Raw genomic sequence first — 26,821 nt, forward strand, 5'->3', positions numbered from 1 at the left:
GCATGTCTGATCATAAACCCAACCGAAAAAGTGCGTTAGGAAGAGGGCTGGGAGCGCTGTTGGAAGACAGTCCTGCCAAGCACAAAAACACCGAAATCCTACCGGAAGTGGCCAAAACGGGAATTTTCGAAATTCCTTTGGGCGAAATCCAAGTCAATCCCTTTCAGCCACGGGTCCACTTTGACAAAGAAGCGCTGCAAGAGCTGGCGGACTCCATTTCCGTCCAGGGCATCATCCAGCCGGTGACGGTCAGAAAGCTCGCCCCAAACGAGTACCAGCTCATCTCCGGAGAGCGCCGCTTCCAGGCTTCCAAGCTGGCAGGCCTGACCCAGATCCCTGCCTATGTCCGCACGGCCAACGACCAGCAGATGCTGGAAATGGCACTCATCGAAAACATCCAGCGGGAAAACCTCAATGCGCTCGAAATCGCCCAATCCTACCAACGTCTCCTTGCCGAGTGTGATCTCAAGCAGGAGGAACTGGGCGACCGCGTGGGAAAAAACAGGACTACGGTCAACAACTACCTCCGCCTGCTGAAGCTTCCCCCAACGATCCAAGCGGCTATCCGGGACCAGCAGCTCACCATGGGCCATGCCCGCGCGCTGATCAACATCGAAGACGTGGACAAGCAACTTGCGATATTCAGAAAAGCCATCGATGAGGAACTGAGCGTCCGCAAAGTCGAGGCACTGGTAAAAGCACTCAATGAGGGCAAACCCCAAAAAGAAACCACCGAAAAAGGACTGGATCCGGTAAGGAAATACGAGATCAACAAGATACAGCAGCGTTTGGCTTCCCACTTTGGCACCAAAGTCGGCCTAAAAGCGGACGACAAAAACCGCGGGGAGATCAAGATTCCCTTCAACTCGGCTACGGACCTCAACCGCATCCTCGAAATCCTCGAAATCATCTGAAAATTGAAAGTCTTTTTTCCAGATATTACAGCAAAGCCCAAGACCCCATGGATTTCCTTGGGGCTTTTGCTTTTGGTAATCCTGCTTTCCAATCCGGCATTTTCCCAGGAGAACGCTGCTGCCAAAGCACCTGAGCCTCCCAAAGAGAAAAAGGAAAAGCCAGACTACTCCTCCCTGCCCAAAGATCCGAGAAAGGCCACCATCCTCTCCGCGATCCTACCGGGAGCCGGCCAGGTGTACAACGGCAAAGCTTGGAAAGTACCGCTGCTCTACGCGGGATTCATGACGGACATCTACTTCATCGGCTACAACAACAAGCGCTACCAGACCTTTCGCAGCGCGCTGTTTGCCTACGACGATGGAGACCAGAGCCAGTTCCCCTCTCTTAATCGGGAAGGCCTGGTGCGAAATGTCGACTACTGGCGCCAAAACCGGGATCTGACCATCCTCCTGCTCCTGGGCATCTACGCGCTCAACCTGATCGACGCCAACGTGGACGCACACCTGTCAGGCTTCGATATTTCCGACGACCTGGCCCTAAAATTTGAACCAAATGTGGGTACTTTCGCAGCATCCAGTACCTCCATGGGACTCACTATGAAACTTCAATTCAAATAATGAACATTCTCATCCTAGGATATGGCAAAATGGGCAAGATCATCGGCGAAATCGCCGAGTCCCGCGGCCATTCCCTTGCAGCCAAGATCAATATTGACAACCGCCACGAGCTGGACAGCCTTGACGCTTCCAAGATCGACGTGGCCATCGAGTTTAGCCAGCCGGAGGCCGCTGTGGAAAATATCGCCTGGGCGATGGAGCGCGGCATTCCCGTGGTGTCCGGCACGACGGGTTGGCTTTCCCGCAAGGCGGAGATCGAAAAGCTCACCGCCGAGCAAAACGGCGCATTCTTTTACGCTTCCAACTACAGCATCGGAGTCAACATCTTCTTCAAGGTCAACGAATTTCTCGCCAAGCTGATGAACGAAACCTCGGGCTACCAAGCCTCCATGGAGGAGATCCACCACACCGAAAAGAAGGATGCCCCCTCGGGCACCGCGATCACCCTGGCAGAGGGGATTTTCAAAAACCTGGAAAGCCTCAATAGCTGGCACCTGGCCGGACAGCCGAACGGAAATGAACACTCGCTCCCCATCACCGCCAAGCGTATAGACCCCGCTCCCGGCACCCATATCATCCGCTATAGCTCTGCAATCGACGAGATTGAGATCACGCACACCGCACACAGCAGACAGGGTTTTGCCCTTGGCGCAGTTTTGGTGGCGGAGTGGATCCAAGGCCGAAAAGGAGTGCTCTCCATGGACGATTTTCTATCTTTCTGAATCAACTAGCAACACATGAGTCAACCTAAAAAGAAAAAATCAGCAACCCGCGAATGGCTGGACGCGCTGGTTTTTGCAGTCGTCGCAGCCAGCTTGATCCGTTGGCTTTTGCTCGAGCCTTTTACCATCCCTACCGCTTCCATGGAGAAATCCCTGCTGGTAGGCGACTTCCTTTTTGTCAGCAAAATGCACTACGGCACCCGGATACCAAAGACCGTCCTCCAGGTACCGCTTACCCATCAGAAGATCTGGGGAACAGACATCCCCTCCTACTCTGATGCGATCCAGTTGCCCTACTATCGCCTTCCCGGATTCAGCGACGTAGAGCGAAATGACGTCGTGGTATTCAACTACCCGGTCGAATTCCAATATCCCAGCGACCTCAAGACCAACTACATCAAGCGCGCAGTGGGTATCCCCGGTGACGTGATTGAGGTCAAGGCAGGCGAACTCGTCGTCAATGGCCAAGCCGCCCCCAAACCGGAGGAAATGCAGTATTCCTACGACTTGATCAGCAACCGTCCGCTCACTGTGGACTTCTTTGCGGAGTACGGTGTGAATCCAGACAGCTTCATGGCTTTCTCCAACGGCTCGGGCTACATGGTCTTTGCGACCAATGAGGTCATCGAGCGGCTGAAAACTTCCCCCGTAGTCGTCTCCATCAACAAGCGCATCGAACAGGCGGGAGAAAACAATTCACGGATTTTCCCAGCCGGCTCAAACTATGGCTGGAATGCCGACAACTATGGTCCTCTGCAAGTACCCGCCAAGGACTGGACCATAGAGATGACCGCCGACAATGTCCTGCGCTATGGCTCTACCATCGAGCACTACGAAGGGCACGGGCAGGTCGACATCCGCGACGGGGAGCTGTTCATCGACGGACAAAAAATCGACAGCTACACCTTCAAGCAAGACTACTACTTCATGATGGGCGACAACCGCCACGACTCTTTGGACTCCAGATTCTGGGGCTTCGTGCCGGAAGACCACATCGTAGGCAAAGCTTGGTTCCTGTGGTTATCCCTGGACAAGTACGAGTCCATGTTTGGCAAGATCCGATGGAGCAGGTTCTTCAAAGGCATCAACTAACCAAAAGCCCCGACCTCCAAGTCGGGGCTTTTGGTTTTATGACTATCCTCAATCAGGCACGTCGCCAAATGGAATCAAACGCGGATCGCATTTCCACCTGCCGCAAACCGTCCTCTGTGGACCCTGCCTACCGCAGGCGAGAGTGGTCGAAGAGCCGTTACAGATCTTGTTTGGAAAGTGGCTCGTGCAACATTGCGTTACTCCTATTTTGATTTACCACTTGATCGGCTCGAGGCCTTTTTCACGGAGGTATTGGTTTGCTTGGGAAAAATGACGGCAGCCCAAGAACCCCCGATGTGCCGACAGGGGACTGGGATGGGGCGCTTTCAGAATCAGGTGTTTCTTGGGATCGATCAAAGCCGCCTTTTTCTGGGCATAAGCGCCCCACAGCATAAAGACGACATTTTCCCGCTCCGAGCTGATGATACGGATCACCTCATCGGTAAACTCCTCCCAGCCTTGGTTTTGGTGGGATCCCGCCTGACTGGCGCGTACCGTCAGCGTAGCGTTGAGCAGAAAAACGCCCTGATCCGCCCATCTGGTCAAGTCTCCGCTCGGGGGCATATCCACGCCTAGATCCGCTTTGATTTCCTTCAGGATATTCAGCAAGCTCGGGGGAAAAGGAACACCTGGCCTGACCGAAAAAGACAGCCCGTGCGCCTGGCCCTGACCATGATAGGGATCTTGGCCTAATATCACTATCTTTACCGCCCCCAATGGGCAGTGGTCGAAAGCGTTGAAAATTTCTTTGCCCGGAGGGTAAACTTCCTGATTTTGATATTCGTACCTTACGAAAGTAACCAAGCGTTTAAAAAAGTCCTTTTCGAATACGTCCTTTAATGAATTACTCCAGCTTTCTTCAATTTTTACGTTCATTAATCCCGATTATTTAGTTAGTACAAGGAATTTCAACTCATTCTCGCCCAAAATTATCTACAAATGGTAATCGCAGTTACAAAAGGCATCAAGGTAAGCGTGGAAGTCACCTACCAGGCGGAATTCTCCAGCCCCCACCAGCACCATTATGTGTTCACCTACAAAGTGACCATTGAAAACAACAGCCAATATACCTATCAGCTGTTGAGAAGAAAATGGGAGATCTTTGATGCAGCCGAATCCTCCAAGATCGTCGAAGGCAGCGGTGTCGTGGGGCAGCAGCCAGTATTGGAGCCCGGCGAGTCCCACTCCTATGTCTCGGGATGCAACCTCAAGTCAGGATTGGGCAAGATGAAAGGCTTCTATACCATGGAAAAGCTCAATGATGGCTCGCTGGTGGACGTCGCCGTCCCGGAGTTCCAGATGATCGCCAATATTTTCCACAATTGATTTGGGGGACATTTTTTTCAGTCTCCGTGCGTTTGTTTCCCATTGGCTAAACAAAGAGGACCGGTTCAGCCAGCAATCCCCCTTCGTATTCCAAACCTATTCGGGTTTACGGCATTTCCTCAACCAAAACAAAAAGGGAAATCCCGAGATCGAAGCGTTTAGAGCGTCCTTGCTCCAGGATCACGAGTATATCGAAGTGCTGGATCTTGGCGCCGGATCCAAAAAAGTACCCCAAGCGCTACGACCCATCTCCAAGATCACGCGCTACTCCACCAGCAACAGTAAATTTGCTCAGCTCTACCAGTATTTTTGCGGCATGACCCCTGCCGAATATGTACTGGAGCTGGGTACCTGTATGGGGATTTCCACGCGTTACCTGGATGCGCAGACCAGGGGAAAGCTTTTCACTTTTGAAGGGTCGGAACAAATCCAAAAAATAGCCCAGAGACGCCCACTACCTCCCAAGACTAACTTTATTTTAGGTCCGATTGAGCAAACGCTTCCCCAGACACTACAATCTATTCCGAAGGTTGATTTTGCCCTGATAGACGCCAACCACACCTATGACGGGACGATCAGCGCATTTCGAGCTATCCTTCCCAGACTCCAACCCACCTCGATCGTAGCGATCGGAGATCCCCACTGGACTCCGGGTATGGAGCGGGTATGGGAAGAAATAAAGGCCCTCCCCGAGGTGAAGCTGACCCTGGACTTTTTCGAGTGCGGCATCGTTTTCTTTGATTTTCCGGGCGAAAAAAGCCACCTAATCCTTGACGTCTAGCCTGCAAAACTGGATAAAAAGCTCGGTGCCCGCCCGCTCGGGAATAGAATTCGTGCAGGGCTCCATGTGCTCAATCCTAAAATAAGGCTCAAAATAGCGGCGATACTCCGCCACACTGCCTCCAAATGGCGGCCCCGCCTGCCCAAACTCCCGGTCAAAGAGCACCCCGACCAGTCTACCCCCAGGCTTAAGCAAAGTGTACATTTTCTCCGCATATGCCGGACGCAGTGCCGGATCCAAGGCGCAAAAAAACGTTTGCTCCAAGATCAGGTCGTAGGCACCCTGATGCTCAAAAAAGTCTTCGCAGTGCAACTGAGACTCAGGAAAGCCCGGATGTTTTCTTAAAAAACCCTGTATCGGCAAAGGGGAAATGTCCAGCAAATGGATGTTTTGGAGCCCCAGACGCCATCCAGCTGCTACTTCGTGGGCATTGCCGGCACCCGGAACGAGCACCTTAACTGATTTAGTATCAATTTGGCAAAGATATTGATAAAGTGGTGGTGAAGCATAGCCGATGTCCCATCCCGTAGCCCCGCTGCGGTATCGGGAAGACCAGTAAGTTTCGTCAAATGTCAGCATATCATAAGCCCCAAACAGATCCAAACACATGAGCACTAATTTCGAAAAGGAACCAGGCCAAAAGAAAGACCAAAATAAGAACATCATCATTATTGTCCTTGTTTTGCTGGTCATCATCAGCGGCATCAAGCTCTACACAGACTACGTAGACCGTACCAAAAAGACCGAGGAAATCCTCCTCCTCTCCACGGAAAACAACGAACTGAACATGCGTCTCGACTCGGTCACCTATCAACTGGATCTTCGGATCAAGGAGATCGAAAAATTGGGAGGTGATATCCAAGCGCTGGAGGCGGTGAGAGACCAACTGATCGCTGAGCGCAACTCCACCAAGCAGCGCAGCGCGTCAGAGATCGCCGCTCTGAACGGGAAGATCACCAACCTCAATGGACTCATTGCGCAAAAGGACCAGGAAATCCTGGAACTGAGAGCGGCAAACCAGCAGCTTTTCGCAGAAAACCAAGACCTGAAGACGACCCAAGCCGAAATCGAAGAGGAAGTCGCCCAGCTCAATATCCAAAAACAAGACCTCCAAGCCAAAGTGGACGTGGCTTCCATGCTGAAAGCCGAAAACATCAGCATCGCCGCAGTAAACGCGCGGGGCAAAGAGCGGATCGAAACGACCAAAGACTTCCGCAACAGACAGATGGAAAGGCTGAAAGTGAGCTTTAACCTTGCAGACAACAAAGTGGCAGAAAAAGGCCCTAGAAACGTGTACGTGCAGGTTTTGGGACCAAACTCCCAGCCCATTTTCGATGTAGCCAAGGGCTCTGGCACCTTTATGATCCAAGGGGCTGAGCAGTTTTACACCGTAAAACAGGACATCATCTTTGACAACTCCGAGCAGGATCTGGTCTTCTACTACGAAAAAGGCTCCGACTACACCTCCGGGACTCATGAGGTCAAAATCTACGTCGACAACTACCAGGTAGGGTCCAAGACCTTTACCGTAAAATAACAGGCTGACGAGCAGCCAGCGCAAAAGCCTCCCCATCGGAGGCTTTTTTCATTTACAGCCTTTTTGATTGTTGCCAAGGATTTGGAATCCAGCAGCAAATCCTCTACTTTTGCGGTCTGTTTATTCAAATTCCTTAAACACATTCAAAAATGTTCCAAAGAAATTATGAGACGGTATTCATTTTAACTCCCGTTTTGTCTGATGTTCAGATGAAGGATACTGTCGACAAGTTTGTGAACTTGTTAAAAGAAGAGGGGGCAGACGTGATCAATGTGGAGAACTGGGGGCTGAAGAAGATGGCTTACACCATCGACAAGAAGACTACTGGTTTTTATGTATTGGTTGAGTTCAAGGCTAATCCGGCTATCATCCGCAAGTTTGAACTGGAGTTCAGACGCGATGAGAAAGTGATGCGATTCCTGACCACTGTACTGGACAAGCATTCTATCGCTTACGCAGACAGAAGAAGAAAAGGAGAATTTAACAAAAAAGCTGAAGCTAAGGAGGAGCAAGCCTAATGACACTAGTAAACGAACCAATCAACAGAGGCGAAATCAGAAAGAAATATTGCCGATTCAAGAAGCACGGTATCAAGTATATCGACTACAAGGATCCCAACTTCCTTTTGAAGTTCGTCAACGAGCAAGGCAAGATCCTTCCTAGAAGACTTACCGGCAACTCTGCGAAATACCAGAGAAAAGTAGCCCAGGCTATCAAAAAAGCAAGACATTTGGCCCTGTTGCCATTCGTAACCGATGGTTTGAAATAATTCGGTCTTGTATCGTTCAATCACAAAAGATCATTACAAATGGAAATCATTCTAAAAACAGACATCAAAGGTCTTGGATATAAAAATGACTTGGTAGACGTGAAGCCAGGATACGGAAGAAACTACCTGATCCCTCAGGGCTTCGCGGTATTGGCTACCGGCTCTAACAAGAAAATCCTTGCTGAAAACATCAAGCAGGCCGCTCACAAAGCTGAAAAAATCAAGACTGAAGCAGAAAACACCGCTGCCAAGCTCGAAGGCGTAACCTTGGAAATCAAAGCGAAAATCGGTGACTCCGGAAAAATCTTCGGTAAAGTGACCACGCTTCAGATCTCCGACGCGCTGGCCGCGCAGGGCTTCGACATCGACAGAAAGAAAATCGCCATCACCGTTCCTGTAGAAGGCGCGGGCGAATTCACCGCTGACGTAGACCTTCACAGAGAGGTGAAAACCAAAGTGAAGTTTGTCGTAGTGGGAGAATAAGTTCTTCTCGACACCCAAACAGAAAGGCTCACTATGACGTGAGCCTTTTTTGTTATCGGAAAATCAGTCCAATGCCTTTTCCAAATCCTCTATCAGCTTTTTGGCCACTGCCTTGGAGTTCTTTTCCCTTGCTTCTTTGAAGGCATCCAGGGCCAATGTAGCCTTCTCCACCACCCCACTCGGGTTTTGGTCGTGCTGGTAGCTTCCCCAGCACCAGCTCAATTCGGCCGCCAGCTCAGACTTCTTCAGTTTTTCCAGTTTTTCGATGACGTCAGCCACCAGTTTTTCCATTTTTTTCGCTTTCATAAGTCAATAGGTAGTTACCATGCTAGTTTGGAGTGAAAAAACACAAATATTCCCAATCACACAATACAAGTGACTGGAAATTAACGATTCAGTAATTTTGAAATGTTTTTGATGCGATTTTCACAAAACACCTCTCCAATATCGAGAAAATATACACACTTTTGCATCGATTTTTTTTCCTGCTGAAAGCAAGGATTTTACAGCCCTATTCCAAAAATCTTTAAAGCCCCATTTGGAAAGAACCAGTCAAAAATCTACCTTTGTGACACTTTAAAGCAGACGAAAGAGTCGCTTCCAACAAACTGGTCTATGGTGTAACTGGCAACACGTCTGATTTTGGTTCAGAAGAGTCTAGGTTCGAGCCCTAGTAGACCAACGAAAAGCCCCAATTCGAAAGATTTGGGGCTTTTTTTTGTTTGTACTTGTCAGTCTTAGGTCGTCTTTTTCAAATCCCGCTTCCGCTCCCGAGCAGCCTCAATCGATACGCATTCATGGCATACTCCCCCAGTTGCTCGGTCAGCTTATAATTGGCAATCGCGCCTACTGGCGCACCGATGATGGGCACGAGTTGGGCAAGCTTGGCCAGATCGATGTAGTCACGGTAGTCCAGCTGAAAGGTCTTCCAGTCAAACTTCCCCAGGTCTTTGGGCAGATCTTCGCGGAATGAATCCCAATTTTCGATCAGGCCGATCAGCTCGTTCCTCCTCTTTTGGCTCGAAAAGCTCAACTGAAACAAGTAGAGCAAAAACAGGCGCTCCTGATAGTCTTTGGCATCGACCCCGTAGAGCGCCGCGATGTCAAACAGCATTTTCATCTTGATCGTGAGAAACGCCGGAAAGTCAGCCAAGCCGAGGAGAATGCCTCCAGCCCCTGTCACAGCACCTTCCGCAGACGCTGTATTCCGATACCACTTGATCCGGTTTCGCACGCGGCCTTCCCGCTCTTTGAGGGAGATTAAATCCTGGACTTTGGGTAAAATCCAACCCGATCCGGTCAGTACTGCCTTGACCATGTTTTCTATGGCCAGCGTGATCGCCCGATGCACCTTTTCCGGAATCCAGGAATTGATCTTTCCCTGTACGCCATGGCTCACCCGGCTCAAAATCCCCGGCGGTTTCTTCACTTTGAGCAGCCACACCAGCAGCTCTGCCTGTACATAGTGAAGGTAGGGGTCTTGGGGGTGGACGATGGTGTTTTTCAAAAGCTGGTCAGGTCAGTTCCCCCAAGTTAACGAAGGATTTGGAATCGTGTTCTGGATATCAAGGCACAAAAAAAGGATGGCCTACCGACCATCCTCCCTTAAACCGTGTTAGTTTTCGCTTATTGGTAAAGCTGGTTGAAGAGCATCTTGAAGGTGCCGTGCGCTTGGCCTCTAAACGTGATCTCCGGACCGTAGGCATAGAGCTTCCCTTTTCCGACTTGGGCTTCAAAGGCCGTCACGCCGTTTTTAAGGTACTCCTGGCCCCAAGCCCAGCCGCTGCGCAGCGGAGCTTCGGCACCAAACCAAGCCAAAGGCTTTACCCCTTTCAGAGCCGCGTCCGGCCCCAGCTTGAACACCGGGCTGTTGTTAAACAACACGTCGGCTTTTGCACCCATGCCGTAGTTGGCAGCCAGGCTATTGTCCACGTACATCTCCAGCACACTGCCCGGGATGTAGTATTTGTCGCCAGTGAGCGTCTTTTCGCTTCCGTTGGAGATTTCTACCAAAGCGTTGGAGACGGGAAGATCCAGCTGATACGCCAAAGAAGTGGCGGCGCCAACGGCCACGATTTCCCCTCCGTTTTCCAGGAAAGCCTTCAGCTGCGGAATAGACTTGTCAGTAGAAAGCCTGCCCAGCATATGGTGATACTCCGCTGGGATTTCCTCCTGCTTGGGCTGGCCACCGCCGCCATACCCCCCTCCGCTTCCCGGTATTCCGGGGCCGATGAAAAGGATCACGTCATACTTGTCGGAGAGATTGCCTCCGTCGATCTCCTTGGGGAAGATCTGCTGGAAGTCAAAATGGAACTGCTCCATCATCCATCTCACCCATCCCGACGGCATAGATCCGCCGTAGTAGTCATACAGTGCGATGCGGGAAGGCTTGATTTCCTTCGCCCCTGCCGGCTGGGAAGAAGCCACAGCCTCGATCCCATAGGATTTGGCAGCAGCCTCCAGCACTTTCTTCCCTGCGGATGGCACGTAGAACGAACCAGCGGGCAGCCCCTTGGAAGCGGACACGGTGCGGTACACCTTCACTTTTGCTTTCAGCAGATCATTGACCGCAAGAAAAGAATCGTTGGCTCGCGCGTCCAGCAGGTAGCCGGATCCGGACGGAAGCGAGGCTGGCTCGGGGGCAAGCAGCTGTCCATAAGCCACCCGCTCAAATGGCCCCTCAAGTCCGTCCATGATCCTGTCGAACTCGACACCCATCTGGAAAGCAAGTGTCCAGCCAGCCGCGTCGTAGGGACGGATAGGAGGCCCTCCCGGATAGAGGAAGTCATTGGGATGGTCTTGCGGCTCAAACATGTCCAGCACGTGAGGGCGAAAAGCCTGCGCAGTCTTCACAACATAGGAACCTGCGGGGTAGCTTTTGCCATTCAGCGAAAAGTCCGCCGTGGCCTTCTCCACCAGCACGCCAGACTTGATCAAGGCATTGAGAAACTTGATCGCGGTAGAAAAATCCGCTTGGTCTGCAGACAGGACATATCCTCGTGGATCTTTTTTCGAAGGGTCCTTGTACACCGAATCATAAAACTGCAAAGGCAAACCAGCCCTAAAACCAAAACTTGCCATTTCCGGGTCGTCTGCGTCCTTCTTCTTCTGGGAAGCATTGAACTCATCCTGTACCGCCTGCGCGTACTTCGGATACTTCGTCCAGGTATCGGTATTGCCGCGATCGATGGAGTTTTTGCCCATCAGGTAGAAGTTGTACAGCAGCTCATCCCCATGTCTCACGGCATGGTTGAGAATCGCATAGTTGAGCGACACCGAGTACTCGATGGAGCGTCTGAAGGGCCATGGGCCAGGAGTCACCGGATAGGGAGTACCGTTGTTTGGGATAAGTCTATCCGGCACCAAGGGAATAGAAAACGGCGAAGGATCACCTACGATCTCGGTCAGGATCCCGATCATGTTGTGGTAGTACGGGGTAGTCCTCAGGCCGCCATTCCACCAGGTCGAAAAGACAGAGCCGTCCAAACGGGTGTAGCCGGGCTTGTCTTCCACATGCAGGCGGTTGATCATTGCCGCACCTACCGCGTCAAGACTGGTGATGATCAAGGGATCAAAGACATGGTTGAAGGGGTCTCTGTAAGGGGGGCCAGCCACCACAGTTCCGGAAGGGCCGCTTTGGTGGTGGTTGTACACGATCTGCGGAAGCCACTCGACATACTGCTGCAGGGAGATGTTGGTGGTTTCCTTCATGTTGTTCATGTAGAAATCCCTGTTGTTGTCATGCCCCACGTATTTCTGGTACAGGACGGGAATATTTTTGCTTCTCTTGCTTTCGTCCTCGTTTCTCATGTACCAGTCGGACATGATCTCCATGCCGTCCGGGTTGGCGTGAGCGAGGAGGATGATCACTTCGTCGAGGATTTTGAGGGTTTCCTCGTCATTTCGGGAAGCGAGGTGATACAGCGTCTCGATGAGCTGCTGCGCACCGACCACTTCGCTGGCATGCAGGCCGCCGTCGATCCATACTACGGGCTTGCCTTCTTGGGAAAGCTTTCTGGCCTCCTCCTGGCTCAGCTCCGCCCGGCCGAGCTTCTGGGAGATTTCCTTGTATTTTTCCAGCTGGGCAAAGTTGCCCGGCGCGGTGATGATCAGCATGGGCTGCTCCCGGCCAAACTCCGTCTGCCCGATGCTGGTGTACATGACCCGGTCGGAGGCTGCATCCACCTTTTTGAAGTAGGCTTCGGTCTGTGAAAAATTGGCCAGCATGTAGGGATCGCCTATATCGAATCCGAAATGTGACTTGGGAGTGGGGATGGATTGGGCCTGCGCCAAAAACGGCAATAGCCCAAGAGCCAGGATAAGGGTTAAAATTCTTTTCATAAGGTCAGGTTTAGTACCAGTGTTGGTAAAAATAAACCAAGACACAGGGACTAGAGCTATTTAAAACCCCTTAAAGTCAAAAAATTACAGGATCGGTCAATCCATGAAAAAGGCCAAAACACCGCACGTCCATCGGCTCGGACCTATTTTGAAAATTACCGCAATATTATTTGGATGAAAGGCCCGGCCCTTAGCCCATCTGTCAAAAATCCTTACTTTTGCCTTTGTTTCCATTCCTTTCCAAACTCCCCCAAAAAAATCCACCATGTCTGAGGTCAAAATATTTGCAGGTACCAACAGCCTCCACCTGGCAGAAAAAATCGCCAAAAACTACGGCAAAAAGCTTGGCGATTTGACCATGTCCAAGTTTAGCGACGGAGAAATGTCGCCGAGTTTTGACGAGTCCATCAGAGGTTGTACGGTATTCATCATCCAAGGCACCAACCCTCCCAGCGACAACATCCTGGAGCTTTGCCTGATGATCGACGCGGCCAAGCGCGCCAGCGCCTACAAAGTCTGCGCCGTCATCCCCTATTTTGGCTATGCCAGGCAAGACCGAAAAGACAGGCCCCGGGTGTCCATCGCAGCCAAGCTGATCGCCAACATGATCACCTCTGCGGGCGCAGACCGCATCATGACCTGCGATCTGCACGCCGGACAAATCCAGGGATTTTTTGACATCCCTTTGGATCACTTGAACGGATCAGCTATCTTTGCACCCTATTTGAGCACGCTCAGGCTTCAGGACATGATTTTCGCAGCTCCTGATGTAGGGGGCGTGGCTAGGGCAAGATCGTTTGCCAAGCACTTCGAAGTAGAAATGGTCGTCTGTGACAAGCACAGAAAAAGAGCCAACGAGATCGCATCCATGCAGGTGATCGGAGACGTGGAAGGAAAGGATGTCATTCTCGTGGATGATTTGGTCGATACGGCAGGCACGCTCTGCAAAGCTGCCCAGATCATCAAGGAAAAAGGAGCCAACTCCGTCAGAGCTATCGTCACGCACGGTGTACTTTCGGGAAAGGCCTATGAAAACATCGAAAACTCCGTCTTGGAGGAACTGGTCATCACCGATACCATCACCCCAAAGATGCAGTCTTCAAAAATCAAAGTACTGAGCGTGGCCGAACTGTTTGCCAAAGCCATCCATGCGGTGACCGGCAACACCTCGATCAGCTCTTTGTTTATCTGAGAAACCAATTTTAAATACAAGTACATATGAAAACACTAGAGATTATAGGGTTTAAAAGAGCAAATCTCGACAGTGCCGCTTTGAACGAAATCAGAGATTCAGGCAATGTTCCCTGCGTGGTTTACGGACCTGGTATCCCTGAGCAAGTTCACTTCTCATCTCCAGCCATCCTTTTCCGCGACTTGATTTACACTCCTGAAGTTCACCTGGTTGAACTCAACATCGAGGGTACCATCATCAAAGCCGTATTGAAGGAAGCACAATTCCATCCGGTAAGCGAAATGCTGCTTCACGCAGACTTCATGGCTTACACCGAGGACAAGCCTATCAAATTCGAGATCCCAGTGAGCATCGAAGGCAGCTCCCCTGGTATCGCCAAAGGTGGTAAGCTGGAATTCAAAACCAGAAAACTGAAAGTAAAAGGTATCGCAGGCAACCTTCCTGACTTCATCTCTGTAGACATCTCCAACCTCGATTTGGGTAAGTCTTTCAAAGTAGCAGAATTGCAGCCAGAAGGATTTGAGATCCTGACTTCTCCAAACGTGTCCGTAGTGACTATCGGTATCCCGAGAGCACTCAGAGGCAAGAAGGCGGAGTAATCCTCTCTTACAGATTCAACAAATCCTGTCCCCAACCGGACAGGATTTTTTATTTTCATGCCCCGAATCCCCACACTTATGAAATACCTCATCGTCGGCCTGGGCAACATCGGCCCCGAATATGAACTCACCCGCCACAACATCGGCTTTCTCACCGTAGACCGATTGGCTGACAATGAAGGAGCCACTTGGAAAAGCGACCGATTGGCCTTCAAAACCGAACTCAAGTACAAAGGCCGCACCCTGCACCTCATCAAGCCTACCACCTACATGAACCTCAGTGGCAAGGCCGTCAACTACTGGATGAAGGAGCTCAACATCCCCAAGGAAAACATCCTGGTGGTCGTGGACGAGGTGGCTATCCCTTTTGGGAAGCTCAGAATGAGGGGAAAGGGAAGTGCAGCCGGACACAACGGACTGAAAAATATCGAAGCGCTCACGGGAGGCCAGGACTATCCTAGGCTGAGAATGGGAATCGGCGACGACTTTCCCAAAGGCCGGCAGGTGGATTTTGTCCTGGGCCGCTTTTCGCAAAAAGAATTTGACGAGCTGCCCATCATGATGGACAAGGCCATCGACATGATCCTGGGCTTCTGCACCATCGGCATTGCCCAGACCATGACACAGTTCAATGACTAGGCATAAATAACAGACCAATCTACAAGGCCTGCGCTCCATTCCATCCCAAATGGTTTAAGATTTTTGACCTCGATTTACGGGGTCCATGCAATGTGACTGTCTGGCTTTTCCAAGCCAAACTCGAAGGCCCAAAGAATCCTGCAGCTTTGTCAAAGCCCGAATTTCAAACCTCAAATTTTGAATTTCGATTCTCAACTCCGCTACAGCCAAGATCAATGGGGCTCCGCTTGCTTTTCTCCCAATCTCCCTCTTTCTTTGCAACACTTCAGGAGACTGATTTATAAAGAAGAGGCGAGAGAATAGGCTCGATGACCCTCTGGCAACCATCCCCGCCAAGGTGAAAGGTGCCAAATCCTACCCTCTGCGGGAACTATAAATTGGCGTACACACTACTGCCTCAATTCTGGTTCGGAATCTGCGCTTGGGAAAATTCTTTTTCAGCCCTGACTCTATTTCGTATTCAAACCTACCAGAACATGAGTCATTTCGAAACCGATGCGATCCGAATCCAAAGCCGCTCCGACCAGCGCGAGCACTCCTCCTCCATCGTACTGACCTCCAGCTTTACCTTTGGCTCAGCCGAGGAAGCCCGGGCGATGTTTGCCGAAGAAATCCCCGGCAACATCTACTCCCGCTACGCCAACCCCAACTCCTCTGACCTGATCGAAAAGGTCTGCGCCGCAGAAGGCACCGAGGACGGCCTGGCGACCGCCTCCGGTATGGCGGCCATGTTTGGCAGTATGGCGGCGCTGCTGGAGCAGGGAGACCATGTGCTGGCCTCGCGCTCCCTCTTTGGCTCTACCCACCAGCTCCTGACACGCGTCTTCCCCAAGTGGGGCATCACCTCCACCTACGGAGACATCTCCGACTGCCAAAACTGGGACAAACTCGTGCAGCCCAACACCAAGATGCTGTTTATCGAGACCCCTTCCAATCCGGGATTGGAGATCATCGACTTGGAGTGGGCGGGCAAATTTGCCGAAGCGCACAAGCTCATCCTCGTGGTGGACAACTGCTTTGCCACGCCGTATCTGCAGCAGCCAGCCAAATGGGGCGCGCATATCGTCGCCCACAGCGCCACCAAGTTCATCGACGGGCAAGGCCGCGTCATTGGAGGTTTGATCCTGGGGAAAAAAGAGCTGATCAAGGAAGTGCAGTTTTTCACCCGCCACACCGGCCCCTCCATTTCGCCCTTCAACGCTTGGGTGCTGGCGAAAAGCATGGAAACGCTGGCCGTCAGGATGGACAGGCACTGCGAAAACGCACTGAAAGTCGCCAGCTATTTCGAAGGCAACGCCGAACTGGAAGCCGTCAAGTATCCCTTTCTCAAGTCACACCCGCAGCATGATCTCGCCCTCAAGCAGATGAAGGCTGGAGGCGGCATCATCACGCTGACGCTAAAGGGTGGTGGCGCCAGGGCGCAGCGCTTCATCGATCAGCTACAGATGGTCTCCATCACGCCAAACCTCGGAGACAGCCGCAGCATCGTTACCCATCCTGCCTCCACCACCCACAGCAAGCTCTCCGCGGAAGAGCGTGCCCGGGTGGGGATTACCGATGGACTGGTGAGGCTTTCGGTAGGATTGGAGTACTGTGACGACATCATCAAAGATGTGGAGCAGGCCATCGAAAAATCCAAGTAAACGTCCACCGACTAGATCAAAACAAAAAGCGGCCCCGGATATCCGGGGCCGCTTTGCATTACCAGGTCGTATGCTGGAGCTTGGGAAAAGCGCGAATCACGTCGCTCAGGCTGATTTGCCCGAGTAGCTGCCCGTCCTTGATGACGGGAAAACGCCTGAACTTGCTCTCCAGAAACTTCTGCGCTACGTCAAAAAGCGACATATCCGGTGACACGCTCACGATCTTTGTACTCATGTGGTCTTTGACCTTTGAGGGAAACCTGACCGTATTGGTGTATTTGCCTCGGATGATCTCCGCCAGGCAATCCGTCTGCGAAATGATCCCCACCAAAGCTCCCGACTCGTCCAAGACCGGACCTCCTGAGATCTTTCGCCTAGTCAACACTTCCAAAACTTGGTCTATCGAATCCTCGGGACTAAAAGTGGCTAGATTGGTACTCATATGGTCTCTGACCAAAATCTGCTTGATTGGGGCTTTCGGCTCCACCTCTCTGACCCCTTGAAAACTTTTTACCATAGCTTATTATTTAAGGATGAATAATAAGATACTGATTTCTAGACACAAGAGAAATATTAACCCAGGAATTAAATCCATTGCGGGTTTTTATTTTGAAAACCAGTAAAAGAACAGACGTTTATTTCAATCCATTCCGCAGAATCACGAACGGAGCCCAAGTGGATACAGGAGGCTGATAAAGCTCGTCAAACGCAAAAGTCCCAACGACTATGTCCAGGTCACCGTCCAGATCCAAGTCGCCCTTGGCGATGCTCAGCCAATGCAGATCCGGAGCCTGTGGAAGCACATGGGCTTCAAACCTACCCTTCGAAGCCTGCCGAAAGTATAGCAGGTCCCGTTTTGGCTTTTGGGCCTTGTCCGGAAAAAAAGAAATGGCGACCAAATCCACCATCCCATCTTGGTCAAAGTCCCCCACCTCCAGTCCACTGGCCCCGTGCATGGGATAAAACCAGCTTTCCTCAAAGTCACCGGAACCTTGGTTTTCAAAAATGCGCACCCCATGATAGGGTTTCAAAACCTGCGAGAGGTCAGCATTGTCGCCATTGACCAAGATCAGGTCAGGCAAGCCGTCCCCGGTCATGTCCTCGTAGCGAAAATCGCTGGAGCCAAAGGCCGGGTGAAAGGCCAACAATCTCTCCTCCCGGAATTTTCCTCCGCCCAGGTTTTCAAAAAGCAAAACAGCCTCCTTGGCCTGAGTCATCAAAGCAAGGATATCCAGATCGCCATCCCCGTCAAAATCCACCGCGATCGTCCTTCTGGCACCTGGGTCTTTTTTGAGAATCAGCTCTCTAAAGCCAGACGAATCCGAAAGGTAGAGACTCAACTTCCCAAGATGGTTTCCAAAATGGCTGATCAAATAATCCTCTGTTCCGTCTCCATTCCAGTCGGCAAACTCCACATGGACTGGACGCAACAGCTTTTCCTGGAGCGGACTCCCAGTCCAGCCAGTCTCGCGTCGAGTATAGTCAGCCAGCACACCTAGAGAATCATTGGCGGGATCCATCAAGCCCATGGAAAGGAGGGTAAAGGAACCGTCTTCCTTCCATTTCATTTCCACCGGAGCCACCGGAGTGGGAATCGAATCCAGCTCCTTAAAGCCGTTTTTTGAATCCAGCACAAAAAGGGAACGGAAGCGGTGCCCAAGCCACAAATGCCCAGTCTCGGGCTCCACCTTTAGCATGGTGGTCAGGCTCGCCCTCACCATGGGAAACCGTGGGATCTCAAGCTTAAAACCCGGAATCCCACTTTTCGGCAGAGGCATTTTCTGCTGGGGAATCGGCTTTTCCGGGGCCTCTTCCAGATAGTAGGCCAAAATCTTCTGCCAGTTCTCCCTCGTGATCAGAGGCACTTTGGAATAGATGCCTTCCGGCACTCCTTCATCTTCGGGAAGGCTTGTCCCAAAGTCCTCAGGCAGGAACAGGCCCATCCGCTTGCGCATGTCTGGAAGAACTTTGCCCTCCCAGGTCGCCCGATCCAAGACCTCCGGCTCGGGCTTCACATGGCAGGCGGCGCAGTAGCCATTGGCGAGCTGCTCGCCAGAGAGGTCCAGGTCGGAGCTGGCAAGCTGCTGCAGGCTGGGCGGAGGCTGCTTTCTTTCGGAAATCTGCCCACAGCCACACAGCCACAACAAAACCAACCCGACTAGACCTCGCTGCATAGACTTTTATAACACCTCTTTGAAGCCTTTGACCAGATCCGGATCCACACCAAAATGCAGGGAGTAGTCCAGCGGCATGGCGGAAAAGGAAAGTCCGGAATTGATGAACTGATTCGGAGAAGGCTTGGCCAACTTGCAGGAAGCGTGCACTTCCTTCAAGTAGCCGCTTTGCTTGAGCAAAGGAATGTGCTCGGCTTTGGTGCCTCCACCCGGCATGATGATGATGCGATCCTTGGCTTTGTTCAGCAACTGCTGGATCACCGGCAAGCCCTCCGTCAGGGAGTTTTTGCCTCCGGAAGTCAGAATGCGCTGAAAGCCCAGATCGACTATTTTCTCCAGGGAATCGTCCAGACCCGAGGAGGCATCAAAGGCGCGGTGAAAGGTACAAGGAAGGTCTCCCACGGCGCGCAGCAGCATCTTGCAGGCCGTTTCATCGACCTTTCCCTTCTCGTCCAAGATTCCAAACACAAAACCATCCGCGCCCAGCTCCTTCAGGAGCTGTATGTCCTGCTTCATCACGATGAGCTCCTTTTGGGAATAAACAAAGTCGCCTCCCCGCGGACGGATCATCACAAAAACCGGGATATCCACCTCGCTTTTCAGAAAGCGCAGCATCCCGGCGCTGGGCGTTTCTCCCCCTTCGGGAAAATTCGCGCAGAGCTCCAGGCGGTCTATGCCGTATTGGGCAGCCTCCAGTGCTCCCTGCAAACTGAAAACAGGTGCTTCGAGTAAGACTTTCGTCATGACTTCTTGAAATGAGAACCAGAATCGACCATCACATTGCCCGAATTGGTGGCTTTGGCAAAGTTGAAGCCCGGATGAACGGCAAAAGCGCCGGTTTCGCCTTCCTTATTGATAGCCAGGAACCCAGCCTGGATGTCTTTGATGTCTTTGTTTTTGGAAATCAACCTTCTGACCGCTTCTTCGCAGGCTTCCTGCGGGGTGCGCCCCTGGCGCATCAGCTCTACGATCAAGAAGCTTCCGCAAATTCGGATGATGGACTCTCCCAGTCCGGTAGCCGTAGCCGCTCCGACTTCGTCATCCACGTACAGTCCCGCGCCGATGATCGGGCTGTCGCCAACCCTGCCGTGCATCTTATAGGCCAGCCCACTGGTGGTACAGCTGCCGGCAAGTTTGCCGTCGGCATCGAGGCCGATCATCCCGATGGTATCGTGGTTTTCGATGTTGATGATGGGCTTGTATTGGCTGGTGACTTTCCACTTGTCATAGGCCTTTTGGGCATTGGGACTGAGTTTTTCTTCTTCCAATGGAAAACCCTGGGCAATGGCAAACTGTCTTGCACCCTCTCCGACGATCATCACGTGGGGGGTTTTCTCCATCACCGCACGCGCCAAAGAAATCGGATGCTTGATCTGGCGGACAAAGGCCACCGAGCCACAGGCTCCGTCTCCGGTCATGATTGAGGCATCCAGAGTCGCAATGCCCTCCCGATCCGGCAAGCCCTGAAGGCCCACGGACAGATTGGTCAGGTCGAGCTCGGTATTTTTCACCCCGGCTTCCACCGCATCGAGTATGCTGCCGCCAGCCTTGAGCTTGGCCCAGGCGTCGGCATTGGCGGGAAGGCCGTGATTCCAGGTAGAGAGGATTAGCGGCTTGTCACCGGCGATAGGTTGGCGTGTTTCCGAGGCCAAGTGGGCAGAGGCCACACCCGGCAAAAATATGGCTGAACCCAAGAGGGATTGCTTGATAAACTTTCTTCTTTGAGACATGAACTGTAATTTAGAAATGGGGTTCAAATTATGAATTTGGCCCTAAAAATCCCCCTCTTCTTCCTAAATCCAACCAACAAATCCATGAGACCCTATATCCTGAAAGAAGCCAATTGGAAAGATCTGCAGACTTTTCGCTTCGAGCTTGCCATCCTTCCCTGGGGCGCGACCGAGGCGCACAACTACCACATGCCCTATGGCACAGACGTTTATGAAGCGGACGGGATAGCTGCTGAGGGGGCAAAAAAAGCCTGGGAAAAGGGTGCGAAAGTCGTAGTACTCCCCTGCGTCCCTTTCGGGGTCAACACCGGGCAAAGCGACATCTATCTCGACATCAACCTGAATCCCAGCACGCAGCTCATCATACTCCAGGACATCATCCAAGTGCTCAATCGCCAAGGACTCAAAAAACTCCTCATCCTCAACAGCCACGGAGGCAACAACTTCCAACCCATGCTGCGCGAGCTGGGATTGAAGTTTCCGGAGATGATGCTCTTCACCTGCAACTGGTTTCAGTCCCTGGACAAGAGCAAGTACTTCGAGGAAGCCGGGGACCACGCCGACGAGATGGAGACCTGCCTGATCCAGCACCTTCATCCAGAGCTCGTCCTCCCGCTGGAGGAGGCTGGAGATGGAGCGGAAAAAAAGTCGGTAATCCGCGGAGTCAGGGAAAAATGGGCCTGGGCCGAGCGAAAGTGGTCTGAGGTCAGCGCCGACACCGGCATAGGCAATCCCAAAAAAGCCTCCCCTGAAAAAGGGAGGCTATATTTCAATGATGTGACGGACAAAGTCGCCGAGCTGATCGAGGACATCTGCCAGGCCAAGCCAGGCGAGCTCTACCGCTAGTTTCTGGTAAAAATCTCCACGGGCACCATCTGCCCCTTGTAATCGATCATCACTGCCGACTTAGCTCCCTTCGGAAAGGTAATCTCCCGCGAGGACTGGGATCCAAAGCCGGAGCCGAGGCTAAGGTCATAGCGCTGCATCTTGCCACTTTCCAGCTCCAAGATCAGCGCCATGGCTTCCTGGCCGAAAGACAGCGTTTTTCCCTCGTGGTTTTTCGCTTTGAAGGCCATCAGCTTCCCTCTGTTTTGCGAAGCGAAATACACCGGCGAACCTTGTACAGAGCTGAGCTTAACCAAAGCTTTGGCATCTCCCGGCACCACAAAGCCACTTTCCCTAGGGTTGACCGGCTTAAACTGTCCCTTGCCATCCCCCAGCAGCAGGAGCCCTACCGACGCATCCAGTCTGCCGATGAAGATCTCATTTCCATAGTCATTGCCGACCAAAAGGATGTCCATAAACCCGTCTCCATTCACATCGTCTGACACGATACCATTGGTAGGCGCGATCTGGGCCATTGTCGGCAGCTCATGTACTTTGAATTTACCGCTGCCGAGGTTCTCCACCCAGACCGTGCGATCGTAGTTGCCGGTGAGGATCTGCACATCTTTTTTCTCCTCCTCAGTGAAAAAGGACTGCTCCGTGCTCAGCGCGTAGTACTTATAGCGTTCAAATTTCCTTCGGAACATCGGGCTCTGCCCGTTCAGGTCGTCCCAGAAGTGGCTCGGAAAGGAATTGAAGGCCCCGCCCTGTTTGTCCTTGTAAAAGGCAAAGGTCACCGGATCGACGCTTCCGTTGTTGTCAAAATCCTTGGCATAGATTTTCAGCGGTCGCTCTGCATTGGGATGATTTGAATTGTTGGCGCCAAGATTTCCCACTACCAAGTCGGAATCCCCGTCTTGGTCAAAGTCGGCCGTGGAGACGGAGTTCCACCAACCCAGATAGTTCTCCAGGCCGGTATCGGCGAGTTTCTCGAAGGAATCGCCCCGATTGACGAAAACCGTGATCGGCATGAGCTCGCCTACAACGATCAAATCAACCTTGCCGTCCCCATTGACGTCTGACCAGACCGCATCCGTCACCATCCCGATCTCGCTCAGGCCGGGAGCGAGCCGATCCGTCACGTCGGTCATTTGTCCATTTTCATTCCTCAGTAGAAAGCTTCTCTCCGCAATCGGGAATTTGCCGATAGGGCTTCTCCCTCCGACAAAAAGATCCACGTAGCCATCCCCATCAAAGTCTGCCCCTCGCACCACGCTGCCGTTTGCCTTGACCAAGGAGAAGTTTTGGTCCAAAGTGAAATTACCCTTGCCGTCATTGAGGTAGATGCGATCCATGTACTCGGCCGCATCCGGAAGAAATTCCGCACTTCCGCTGACCAAATATAGATCTAGGTCTCCGTCGTTTTCCACATCGAGCAGCAAGATGCCGGTTTCTTCGAAAATATGGTTTTGACCGGGCAGCAGCTCCCTTTCCACAAAACTTCCATCTTCTTGCTGAGCGTACCAAAGCGGCGCATAGCCCGAGGAAGAGCCGATCACCAGATCCTCTGTCCCATTTCCATCCAAGTCGCCCACAGCCAGAGCGGGCCCAAATTGGGTCAGCTTATGGGGCAGCGTCCGCTGGATGTTAAAGTCGATCTTGTCCTCCTCCTGATGGAGATAGGTGATGCCCAAGTCGGAAGACACTTCCGCAAGCATCTGCGAAAAACTGCCCAAATCGACTATCGCAACCGGATTGCTGCCTGCGAGGGCCGAGCTGTAGTCCACCTCGACGACTTGGTTGGAATTGAGATTTTCCAGAACAGACTCCTTGCCGTCAGGCCATATCACCCGCAGCTCTGACACCAGATCCACGGTATCCAGACCAAAGTGAAGAATATCCTCCACCGAGGACATGTATCCTCTCGCCACCTGCATTTCTTGGTAAAGCAGACCGGATGGGATGGGCTTTAGCAGCACTTTCGCACCCAAGCCTTGGGGATTTTTCTCCGTACCCTTGAGCCTTACCCTGAGGTAGTTTGGCGCAGACTCTCTTTCATTGAGCTTGTTTTCGAAGACAAAAGCCGGATCGTTGATATTGTTGACCACGTAGTCCAAGTCCCCATCCAAGTCCAGATCGACCAAAGCGGAGCCGTTGGAAAAGGAAGGGACATTCAACCCCCAGGCCGCACCGCTGTCCTCAAATCCGAGGTTGCCGGTGTTTCGGTAGGAGTAGTTGGGGATTTTGACGATGGGGATGGAGTCCAAGAGCTGGCGCACGGTGGCAATGCTGCCTACATCCGCGCGGTAGTTTGCAAAATCCTTATCGGTAATATCCCTTGGGAATCCGTTGGTCACCAGCAAGTCCCTCAGTCCGTCATTGTCCACATCCCCAAAAAGCGGCGCCCAGCTCCAGTCGGTCTGGTAGATCCCCGCCATCAGCCCGACCTCGGAAAATGGCACGCCGGGGCCGTTATTGACGTGGAGCATATTCCGCACGTACTGGTATTCGTAGCCAAACTGCTCGTTGTTGAGGTAAGTTTGGTAGACGTTTTTCCCTATGGTAGTCTTCTTGCGGTAGTTGTCCTCGCCCAGCATGTCGATGGTGATCAGGTCTGGTTGCCCGTCGTTGTTGAAGTCGGCGATGTCGGCCCCCATGGAAAACTGGCTCTGATGGCGGAGGTTTTCCTTGGTCTGATTGGAAAAAGTCCCGTCCTGGTTGTTGATGTACAGGATGTCATTGGTGATGTAGTCGTTGCTGACGTGGATGTCGGGCCAGCCGTCGTTGTTCATGTCGGAAATGACCAGTCCCAGTCCAAAGCCTTCGAAGACGATTCCCGCCTCAAGGGTCACATTGGTAAAGGTTCCGTCCCCGTTGTTTCGGTAGAAGCTGTCGTTGTTGATGGCCGATCCGTCGGTGACCTTCGGGCGGAAGTTGGTGGGCTTTGCCGCCAATTGCTCATTGTTGAGCACGTAGAGGTCTAGGTCACCATCCAGGTCATAATCGAGAAAAGCCGCTCCCATGCTGTTGCCCGGGTCGGCGATTCCGTAGTCTTGGGCCATTTCTTTGAAAGAAACATTGCCGGAGGAATCCTTTCCCTGATTGACAAAAAGCAGGTTATTCCGCTCGCCGATGCCCTTCTTCATCGCAGTGGCTACGTAGATATCCGGCCAGCCGTCCTGGTTGATGTCCACGACCACAGAGCCGGTACACCACTTTTCGGAGGCCATTATTCCTGCCTTCTCGGAAATATCCCGGAACATAAATTCGCCCTCGTTGAGATATAGCTTGTTTGATACTTGGTTGCCGGTAAAAAACAGATCAGGAAGACCGTTCTGGTCAAAGTCCGCGACCGCGACACCTCCGCCGTTGAAGATGTACTCGTCGGTGAGGATATTGAAGGAATCGGACTCGGTAATTTCGTTGTTGAAATCTATTCCCGTATCGGCCGGGGATCTGAGCGTGTAGAGCGTAGTATCCTTTTTACAGGAGGTAAAGAAAAGGGCAACAACTAGGGTAAAGGGGGTGATGTAGTACTTCATAAGGGAATTTCGGGTATAGATAGGGTACTTCAAATTAGCATTTTCCCGACTGTAGAAAAAAATGACGGGAAGTAAAAACCAAAAAAAGGGGGCTTACGCCCCCTGATTTTTATCAACTCAAAAACCGCTTAGAAGCCTGGATTCTGAGTAAGGATATCAGACCCCGCCAAGTCAATCTGATCTTGTGGAATCGGAACCCATTTGTATTTCTCAGTGTATTTTGCACCGCCGCCTAATGCAGCAGGCAACTTTACTGCATCATAAGCCAAATAGAAATCCAGCTCGGCCTGGGCAGTACCCCAGCGCTGCAAGTCATAGAAGCGGTGGCCTTCCATACCCAACTCCAGCAATCTCTCGTGACGTACCGCTGTCTGGGCAGCAGCCTTGTCAGTCCAAGGAGCAGAGTAGGTGTTGATCACGTAGTTGGCAGCCATTGTACCGTCTTCACGCATGAGCTTGGAGTTCATGGCACGGGTTCTTACGCGGTTTACATATTCCCTGGCTTTCTCCAGAGATCCCACCTCGATCTCAGCCTCTGCAGCCAGAAGCAACACATCGGCAAAGCGGATGATCATAAAGTTGATCCCGGTGTAGCCGGGAGTCCAAGAGGAATTGTCCTGATAAGACCCCTGCTCGGACTTGGCATAGACGTACTTCTTGGGAGAATATGGCCCGCCGTTAGGTTGGTTTCTGATCCAGGCGTTGCCTGGGTGATCCTGCCAATCCAAGTATGGAAGACCTCTTCTACCTACGGTGTGGTCAAGACGTGGATCCAGCGGACCTGCGTCAGGGGTAAATGCGGCACCAGAAGCTACGCCCATGTCACTCTTCACCTCGTTTGCAGGGCTATTGTAGGACTTATCCAGCAAAGGCAATCCATTGGCAGTCCTGAAGGCATTCACAAACGTAAAGCTTGGCTGGAAGAAGCCACAGCAGTTGCCAGGTCCTGAAGGGCCTGTGTTGTAAGGGAAGTTGAGGTCAAACTCAGGGTTTGCATTGTTTACCGAGCCGGTATTGGCAGCAGCTTGATAAGCCCAAACAGACTCTTCGTGGTTGTCATTTGCTGCCCGGAAGGCATCATCATAGTAAGGAACCAATCCGTATTTCAGCCCATTGGAAGTCACACCGTTTGCGATGACATCGTCAAACAATGTCTTCGCTTTGGTGAAGTCTTTTTGGTACATGTACACCTTGGCCAAGTAGGCTTTGGCAGCCCATGAATTCACACGGCCTACCTGTGCCTGCGTGGCAGGAAGATTGGCTGCCGCATACTCAAAGTCAGCGATGATAAACGGCCAAAGCGGCTTGTCATTTTTCACATCTTCCAGACCACTGCCGTAGTCGACCGTCTCGTCCACATAGGGAGTTTGGTTGTAGTCTCTCGCCAACTCAAAGTAGAAGTGGGCGCGGAGAAATCTCGCCTGGGCGGAAAGTCGCGTCACGTCAGCTGGAGTCACGTCCGAGCCGGGATTCTGAAGCAGCCGCAAGACGTTGTTGGCTCGGGCAATGCCCTCGTAGCAAACGTTGTACTTGGATCCCATTTCACCTCCAGCAGCATTGTTTTCATAGCGCTGAATCGGGTTGATCGTGCTGAAGTCGCCGGGGTCAGTCCCTTTGTTGGCCTCACCGCCTCGGATACTTCCCCATACCCAGTTGGATGGAGAGCCCAATCTGTTGCCTCGGCCGTTGACTTGGGAGTAGGCCGCTATCAAGGATGCGTCGAGCCCTGCAAGTGTACTCAACTGGGCTTCCGACAACTGTCCTACGGGTGGTATTTCGAGAAACTCATCACTACAACTCACCGCGACCATCATCGCGCCGGATACGAGCAAGGCACCTAGTTTCAATTTATAATTCTTCATCTGTCTAATCTATTATAGTGTCTATAAACGAT

General features: G+C 52.1%; 26 protein-coding genes, 1 tRNA gene and 1 riboswitch. Of the genes, 16 read left to right on the plus strand and 11 right to left on the minus strand.

What is annotated here, in order from left to right:
• The first annotated feature begins 2 nt into the window (after positions 1-2).
• The 4 genes from J0A68_RS17200 to lepB are packed head-to-tail and all read left to right on the plus strand — an operon-like array spanning position 3 to position 3,346.
• Positions 3-914 (plus strand): ParB/RepB/Spo0J family partition protein, encoded by a 912-nt coding sequence (locus J0A68_RS17200; RefSeq protein WP_206579471.1) that lies wholly within the window; start codon positions 3-5, stop codon positions 912-914.
• Positions 915-917: 3 nt separating this feature from the next.
• Positions 918-1,532, plus strand: a complete 615-nt coding sequence (locus J0A68_RS17205; RefSeq protein ID WP_236025647.1) for a DUF5683 domain-containing protein — start codon at positions 918-920, stop codon at positions 1,530-1,532.
• Complete coding sequence (gene dapB / locus J0A68_RS17210; protein WP_206579472.1) at positions 1,532-2,254, plus strand: 4-hydroxy-tetrahydrodipicolinate reductase; 723 nt, start codon at positions 1,532-1,534, stop codon at positions 2,252-2,254. Before J0A68_RS17205 ends, dapB begins: the two co-directional genes overlap by 1 nt.
• Positions 2,255-2,269: 15 nt before the next feature.
• Positions 2,270-3,346: a signal peptidase I gene (gene lepB / locus J0A68_RS17215; RefSeq protein WP_206579473.1), complete on the plus strand. Its 1,077-nt coding sequence runs from the start codon at positions 2,270-2,272 to the stop codon at positions 3,344-3,346.
• A 213-nt stretch (positions 3,347-3,559) separates the two neighbouring features.
• Here the strand turns inward: lepB and ung are convergent, their stop codons facing one another.
• Positions 3,560-4,222: a uracil-DNA glycosylase gene (gene ung / locus J0A68_RS17220; RefSeq protein ID WP_206579474.1), complete on the minus strand. Its 663-nt coding sequence runs from the start codon at positions 4,220-4,222 to the stop codon at positions 3,560-3,562.
• Between the two features lie 63 nt (positions 4,223-4,285).
• Between ung and apaG the strand changes: the two genes are divergently transcribed.
• Positions 4,286-4,672, plus strand: coding sequence for a Co2+/Mg2+ efflux facilitator ApaG/CorD (gene apaG / locus J0A68_RS17225; RefSeq protein WP_206579475.1), 387 nt, complete (start codon positions 4,286-4,288; stop codon positions 4,670-4,672).
• 1 nt (position 4,673) lies between these two features.
• Complete coding sequence (locus J0A68_RS17230; RefSeq protein ID WP_206579476.1) at positions 4,674-5,453, plus strand: O-methyltransferase; 780 nt, start codon at positions 4,674-4,676, stop codon at positions 5,451-5,453.
• Here J0A68_RS17230 and J0A68_RS17235 read toward each other — a convergent pair.
• A complete protein-coding gene (locus J0A68_RS17235; RefSeq protein WP_236025648.1) occupies positions 5,436-6,062 on the minus strand; it encodes a class I SAM-dependent methyltransferase in 627 nt (208 codons plus the stop codon). The two genes, J0A68_RS17230 and J0A68_RS17235, sit on opposite strands and share 18 nt — an antisense overlap.
• Here J0A68_RS17235 and J0A68_RS17240 point away from each other — a divergent pair.
• The 4 genes from J0A68_RS17240 to rplI all read left to right on the plus strand — a co-directional run bounded on the left by J0A68_RS17240 (position 6,061) and on the right by rplI (position 8,242).
• Entirely contained in the window at positions 6,061-6,990 is a 930-nt protein-coding gene (locus J0A68_RS17240) for a DUF8428 domain-containing protein (RefSeq protein WP_206579477.1), read from the plus strand. The two genes, J0A68_RS17235 and J0A68_RS17240, sit on opposite strands and share 2 nt — an antisense overlap.
• A gap of 149 nt (positions 6,991-7,139) precedes the next feature.
• Positions 7,140-7,508: a 30S ribosomal protein S6 gene (gene rpsF / locus J0A68_RS17245; protein ID WP_206579478.1), complete on the plus strand. Its 369-nt coding sequence runs from the start codon at positions 7,140-7,142 to the stop codon at positions 7,506-7,508.
• Entirely contained in the window at positions 7,508-7,759 is a 252-nt protein-coding gene (rpsR, locus tag J0A68_RS17250) for a 30S ribosomal protein S18 (RefSeq protein WP_092729973.1), read from the plus strand. Before rpsF ends, rpsR begins: the two co-directional genes overlap by 1 nt.
• Positions 7,760-7,798: 39 nt before the next feature.
• The gene (rplI, locus tag J0A68_RS17255; protein ID WP_206579479.1) at positions 7,799-8,242 is read left to right on the plus strand and encodes a 50S ribosomal protein L9; all 444 of its coding nucleotides are present in this window, start codon (positions 7,799-7,801) and stop codon (positions 8,240-8,242) included.
• A gap of 63 nt (positions 8,243-8,305) precedes the next feature.
• Here the strand turns inward: rplI and J0A68_RS17260 are convergent, their stop codons facing one another.
• Positions 8,306-8,548: a hypothetical protein gene (locus J0A68_RS17260; RefSeq protein WP_206579480.1), complete on the minus strand. Its 243-nt coding sequence runs from the start codon at positions 8,546-8,548 to the stop codon at positions 8,306-8,308.
• Positions 8,549-8,851: 303 nt separating this feature from the next.
• Between J0A68_RS17260 and J0A68_RS17265 the strand changes: the two genes are divergently transcribed.
• Positions 8,852-8,924, plus strand: a tRNA-Gln gene (locus J0A68_RS17265).
• A gap of 69 nt (positions 8,925-8,993) precedes the next feature.
• Here the strand turns inward: J0A68_RS17265 and J0A68_RS17270 are convergent.
• Complete coding sequence (locus J0A68_RS17270) at positions 8,994-9,749, minus strand: EcsC family protein (protein WP_236025649.1); 756 nt, start codon at positions 9,747-9,749, stop codon at positions 8,994-8,996.
• 119 nt (positions 9,750-9,868) lie between these two features.
• Complete coding sequence (locus J0A68_RS17275) at positions 9,869-12,583, minus strand: M14 family metallopeptidase (protein WP_206579481.1); 2,715 nt, start codon at positions 12,581-12,583, stop codon at positions 9,869-9,871.
• A gap of 265 nt (positions 12,584-12,848) precedes the next feature.
• Here J0A68_RS17275 and J0A68_RS17280 point away from each other — a divergent pair, with 265 nt between their 5' ends.
• From J0A68_RS17280 to J0A68_RS17295, 4 genes are all read left to right on the plus strand, one after another.
• The gene (locus J0A68_RS17280) at positions 12,849-13,775 is read left to right on the plus strand and encodes a ribose-phosphate pyrophosphokinase (protein WP_206579482.1); all 927 of its coding nucleotides are present in this window, start codon (positions 12,849-12,851) and stop codon (positions 13,773-13,775) included.
• A 26-nt stretch (positions 13,776-13,801) separates the two neighbouring features.
• Positions 13,802-14,374 carry a 50S ribosomal protein L25/general stress protein Ctc gene (locus J0A68_RS17285; RefSeq protein ID WP_206579483.1) on the plus strand — a complete coding sequence of 191 codons (573 nt, stop codon included), beginning with the start codon at positions 13,802-13,804 and terminating at the stop codon, positions 14,372-14,374.
• Between the two features lie 78 nt (positions 14,375-14,452).
• The gene (gene pth / locus J0A68_RS17290) at positions 14,453-15,013 is read left to right on the plus strand and encodes an aminoacyl-tRNA hydrolase (protein WP_206579484.1); all 561 of its coding nucleotides are present in this window, start codon (positions 14,453-14,455) and stop codon (positions 15,011-15,013) included.
• Positions 15,014-15,288: 275 nt separating this feature from the next.
• A riboswitch (SAM riboswitch) is annotated at positions 15,289-15,392 on the plus strand.
• 97 nt (positions 15,393-15,489) lie between these two features.
• Positions 15,490-16,656 carry a trans-sulfuration enzyme family protein gene (locus tag J0A68_RS17295; protein WP_206579485.1) on the plus strand — a complete coding sequence of 389 codons (1,167 nt, stop codon included), beginning with the start codon at positions 15,490-15,492 and terminating at the stop codon, positions 16,654-16,656.
• Between the two features lie 58 nt (positions 16,657-16,714).
• On the opposite strand, the gene J0A68_RS17300 is transcribed toward J0A68_RS17295, so the two are convergent.
• From J0A68_RS17300 to J0A68_RS17315, 4 genes are all read right to left on the minus strand, one after another.
• Positions 16,715-17,173 carry a CBS domain-containing protein gene (locus J0A68_RS17300; RefSeq protein WP_206579486.1) on the minus strand — a complete coding sequence of 153 codons (459 nt, stop codon included), beginning with the start codon at positions 17,171-17,173 and terminating at the stop codon, positions 16,715-16,717.
• A gap of 118 nt (positions 17,174-17,291) precedes the next feature.
• Positions 17,292-18,830: an FG-GAP-like repeat-containing protein gene (locus tag J0A68_RS17305; protein ID WP_206579487.1), complete on the minus strand. Its 1,539-nt coding sequence runs from the start codon at positions 18,828-18,830 to the stop codon at positions 17,292-17,294.
• A 6-nt stretch (positions 18,831-18,836) separates the two neighbouring features.
• A complete protein-coding gene (locus J0A68_RS17310; RefSeq protein WP_206579488.1) occupies positions 18,837-19,574 on the minus strand; it encodes a copper homeostasis protein CutC in 738 nt (245 codons plus the stop codon).
• Positions 19,571-20,560: an isoaspartyl peptidase/L-asparaginase family protein gene (locus J0A68_RS17315; RefSeq protein ID WP_206579489.1), complete on the minus strand. Its 990-nt coding sequence runs from the start codon at positions 20,558-20,560 to the stop codon at positions 19,571-19,573. Before J0A68_RS17315 ends, J0A68_RS17310 begins: the two co-directional genes overlap by 4 nt.
• An 84-nt stretch (positions 20,561-20,644) precedes the next feature.
• On the opposite strand from J0A68_RS17315, the gene J0A68_RS17320 reads away from it, so the two are divergent.
• Entirely contained in the window at positions 20,645-21,406 is a 762-nt protein-coding gene (locus J0A68_RS17320) for a creatininase family protein (RefSeq protein ID WP_206579490.1), read from the plus strand.
• On the opposite strand, the gene J0A68_RS17325 is transcribed toward J0A68_RS17320, so the two are convergent.
• Both J0A68_RS17325 and J0A68_RS17330 read right to left on the minus strand, forming a co-directional pair.
• Positions 21,403-24,927, minus strand: coding sequence for a VCBS repeat-containing protein (locus J0A68_RS17325; protein ID WP_206579491.1), 3,525 nt, complete (start codon positions 24,925-24,927; stop codon positions 21,403-21,405). The genes J0A68_RS17320 and J0A68_RS17325 overlap by 4 nt on opposite strands.
• A gap of 128 nt (positions 24,928-25,055) precedes the next feature.
• Positions 25,056-26,789 carry a RagB/SusD family nutrient uptake outer membrane protein gene (locus tag J0A68_RS17330; protein WP_206579492.1) on the minus strand — a complete coding sequence of 578 codons (1,734 nt, stop codon included), beginning with the start codon at positions 26,787-26,789 and terminating at the stop codon, positions 25,056-25,058.
• Positions 26,790-26,821: the final 32 nt, after the last annotated feature.

This window comes from Algoriphagus oliviformis (assembly GCF_017254915.1).
GTDB lineage: Bacteria > Bacteroidota > Bacteroidia > Cytophagales > Cyclobacteriaceae > Algoriphagus > Algoriphagus oliviformis.

Coding starts and splice junctions, on each gene's coding strand:
- ung (WP_206579474.1), bottom strand. CDS start 4,222: ATGAACGTAAAAATTGAAGAAAGCTGGAGTAATTCATTAAAGGACGTA.
- J0A68_RS17275 (WP_206579481.1), bottom strand. CDS start 12,583: ATGAAAAGAATTTTAACCCTTATCCTGGCTCTTGGGCTATTGCCGTTT.
- J0A68_RS17235 (WP_236025648.1), bottom strand. CDS start 6,062: ATGTGTTTGGATCTGTTTGGGGCTTATGATATGCTGACATTTGACGAA.
- lepB (WP_206579473.1), top strand. CDS start 2,270: ATGAGTCAACCTAAAAAGAAAAAATCAGCAACCCGCGAATGGCTGGAC.
- rplI (WP_206579479.1), top strand. CDS start 7,799: ATGGAAATCATTCTAAAAACAGACATCAAAGGTCTTGGATATAAAAAT.
- J0A68_RS17330 (WP_206579492.1), bottom strand. CDS start 26,789: ATGAAGAATTATAAATTGAAACTAGGTGCCTTGCTCGTATCCGGCGCG.
- J0A68_RS17240 (WP_206579477.1), top strand. CDS start 6,061: ATGAGCACTAATTTCGAAAAGGAACCAGGCCAAAAGAAAGACCAAAAT.
- J0A68_RS17300 (WP_206579486.1), bottom strand. CDS start 17,173: ATGGTAAAAAGTTTTCAAGGGGTCAGAGAGGTGGAGCCGAAAGCCCCA.
- J0A68_RS17320 (WP_206579490.1), top strand. CDS start 20,645: ATGAGACCCTATATCCTGAAAGAAGCCAATTGGAAAGATCTGCAGACT.
- J0A68_RS17280 (WP_206579482.1), top strand. CDS start 12,849: ATGTCTGAGGTCAAAATATTTGCAGGTACCAACAGCCTCCACCTGGCA.
- dapB (WP_206579472.1), top strand. CDS start 1,532: ATGAACATTCTCATCCTAGGATATGGCAAAATGGGCAAGATCATCGGC.
- apaG (WP_206579475.1), top strand. CDS start 4,286: ATGGTAATCGCAGTTACAAAAGGCATCAAGGTAAGCGTGGAAGTCACC.
- J0A68_RS17200 (WP_206579471.1), top strand. CDS start 3: ATGTCTGATCATAAACCCAACCGAAAAAGTGCGTTAGGAAGAGGGCTG.
- J0A68_RS17315 (WP_206579489.1), bottom strand. CDS start 20,560: ATGTCTCAAAGAAGAAAGTTTATCAAGCAATCCCTCTTGGGTTCAGCC.
- J0A68_RS17260 (WP_206579480.1), bottom strand. CDS start 8,548: ATGAAAGCGAAAAAAATGGAAAAACTGGTGGCTGACGTCATCGAAAAA.
- J0A68_RS17305 (WP_206579487.1), bottom strand. CDS start 18,830: ATGCAGCGAGGTCTAGTCGGGTTGGTTTTGTTGTGGCTGTGTGGCTGT.
- J0A68_RS17310 (WP_206579488.1), bottom strand. CDS start 19,574: ATGACGAAAGTCTTACTCGAAGCACCTGTTTTCAGTTTGCAGGGAGCA.
- J0A68_RS17295 (WP_206579485.1), top strand. CDS start 15,490: ATGAGTCATTTCGAAACCGATGCGATCCGAATCCAAAGCCGCTCCGAC.
- J0A68_RS17285 (WP_206579483.1), top strand. CDS start 13,802: ATGAAAACACTAGAGATTATAGGGTTTAAAAGAGCAAATCTCGACAGT.
- pth (WP_206579484.1), top strand. CDS start 14,453: ATGAAATACCTCATCGTCGGCCTGGGCAACATCGGCCCCGAATATGAA.
- rpsR (WP_092729973.1), top strand. CDS start 7,508: ATGACACTAGTAAACGAACCAATCAACAGAGGCGAAATCAGAAAGAAA.
- J0A68_RS17325 (WP_206579491.1), bottom strand. CDS start 24,927: ATGAAGTACTACATCACCCCCTTTACCCTAGTTGTTGCCCTTTTCTTT.
- rpsF (WP_206579478.1), top strand. CDS start 7,140: ATGTTCCAAAGAAATTATGAGACGGTATTCATTTTAACTCCCGTTTTG.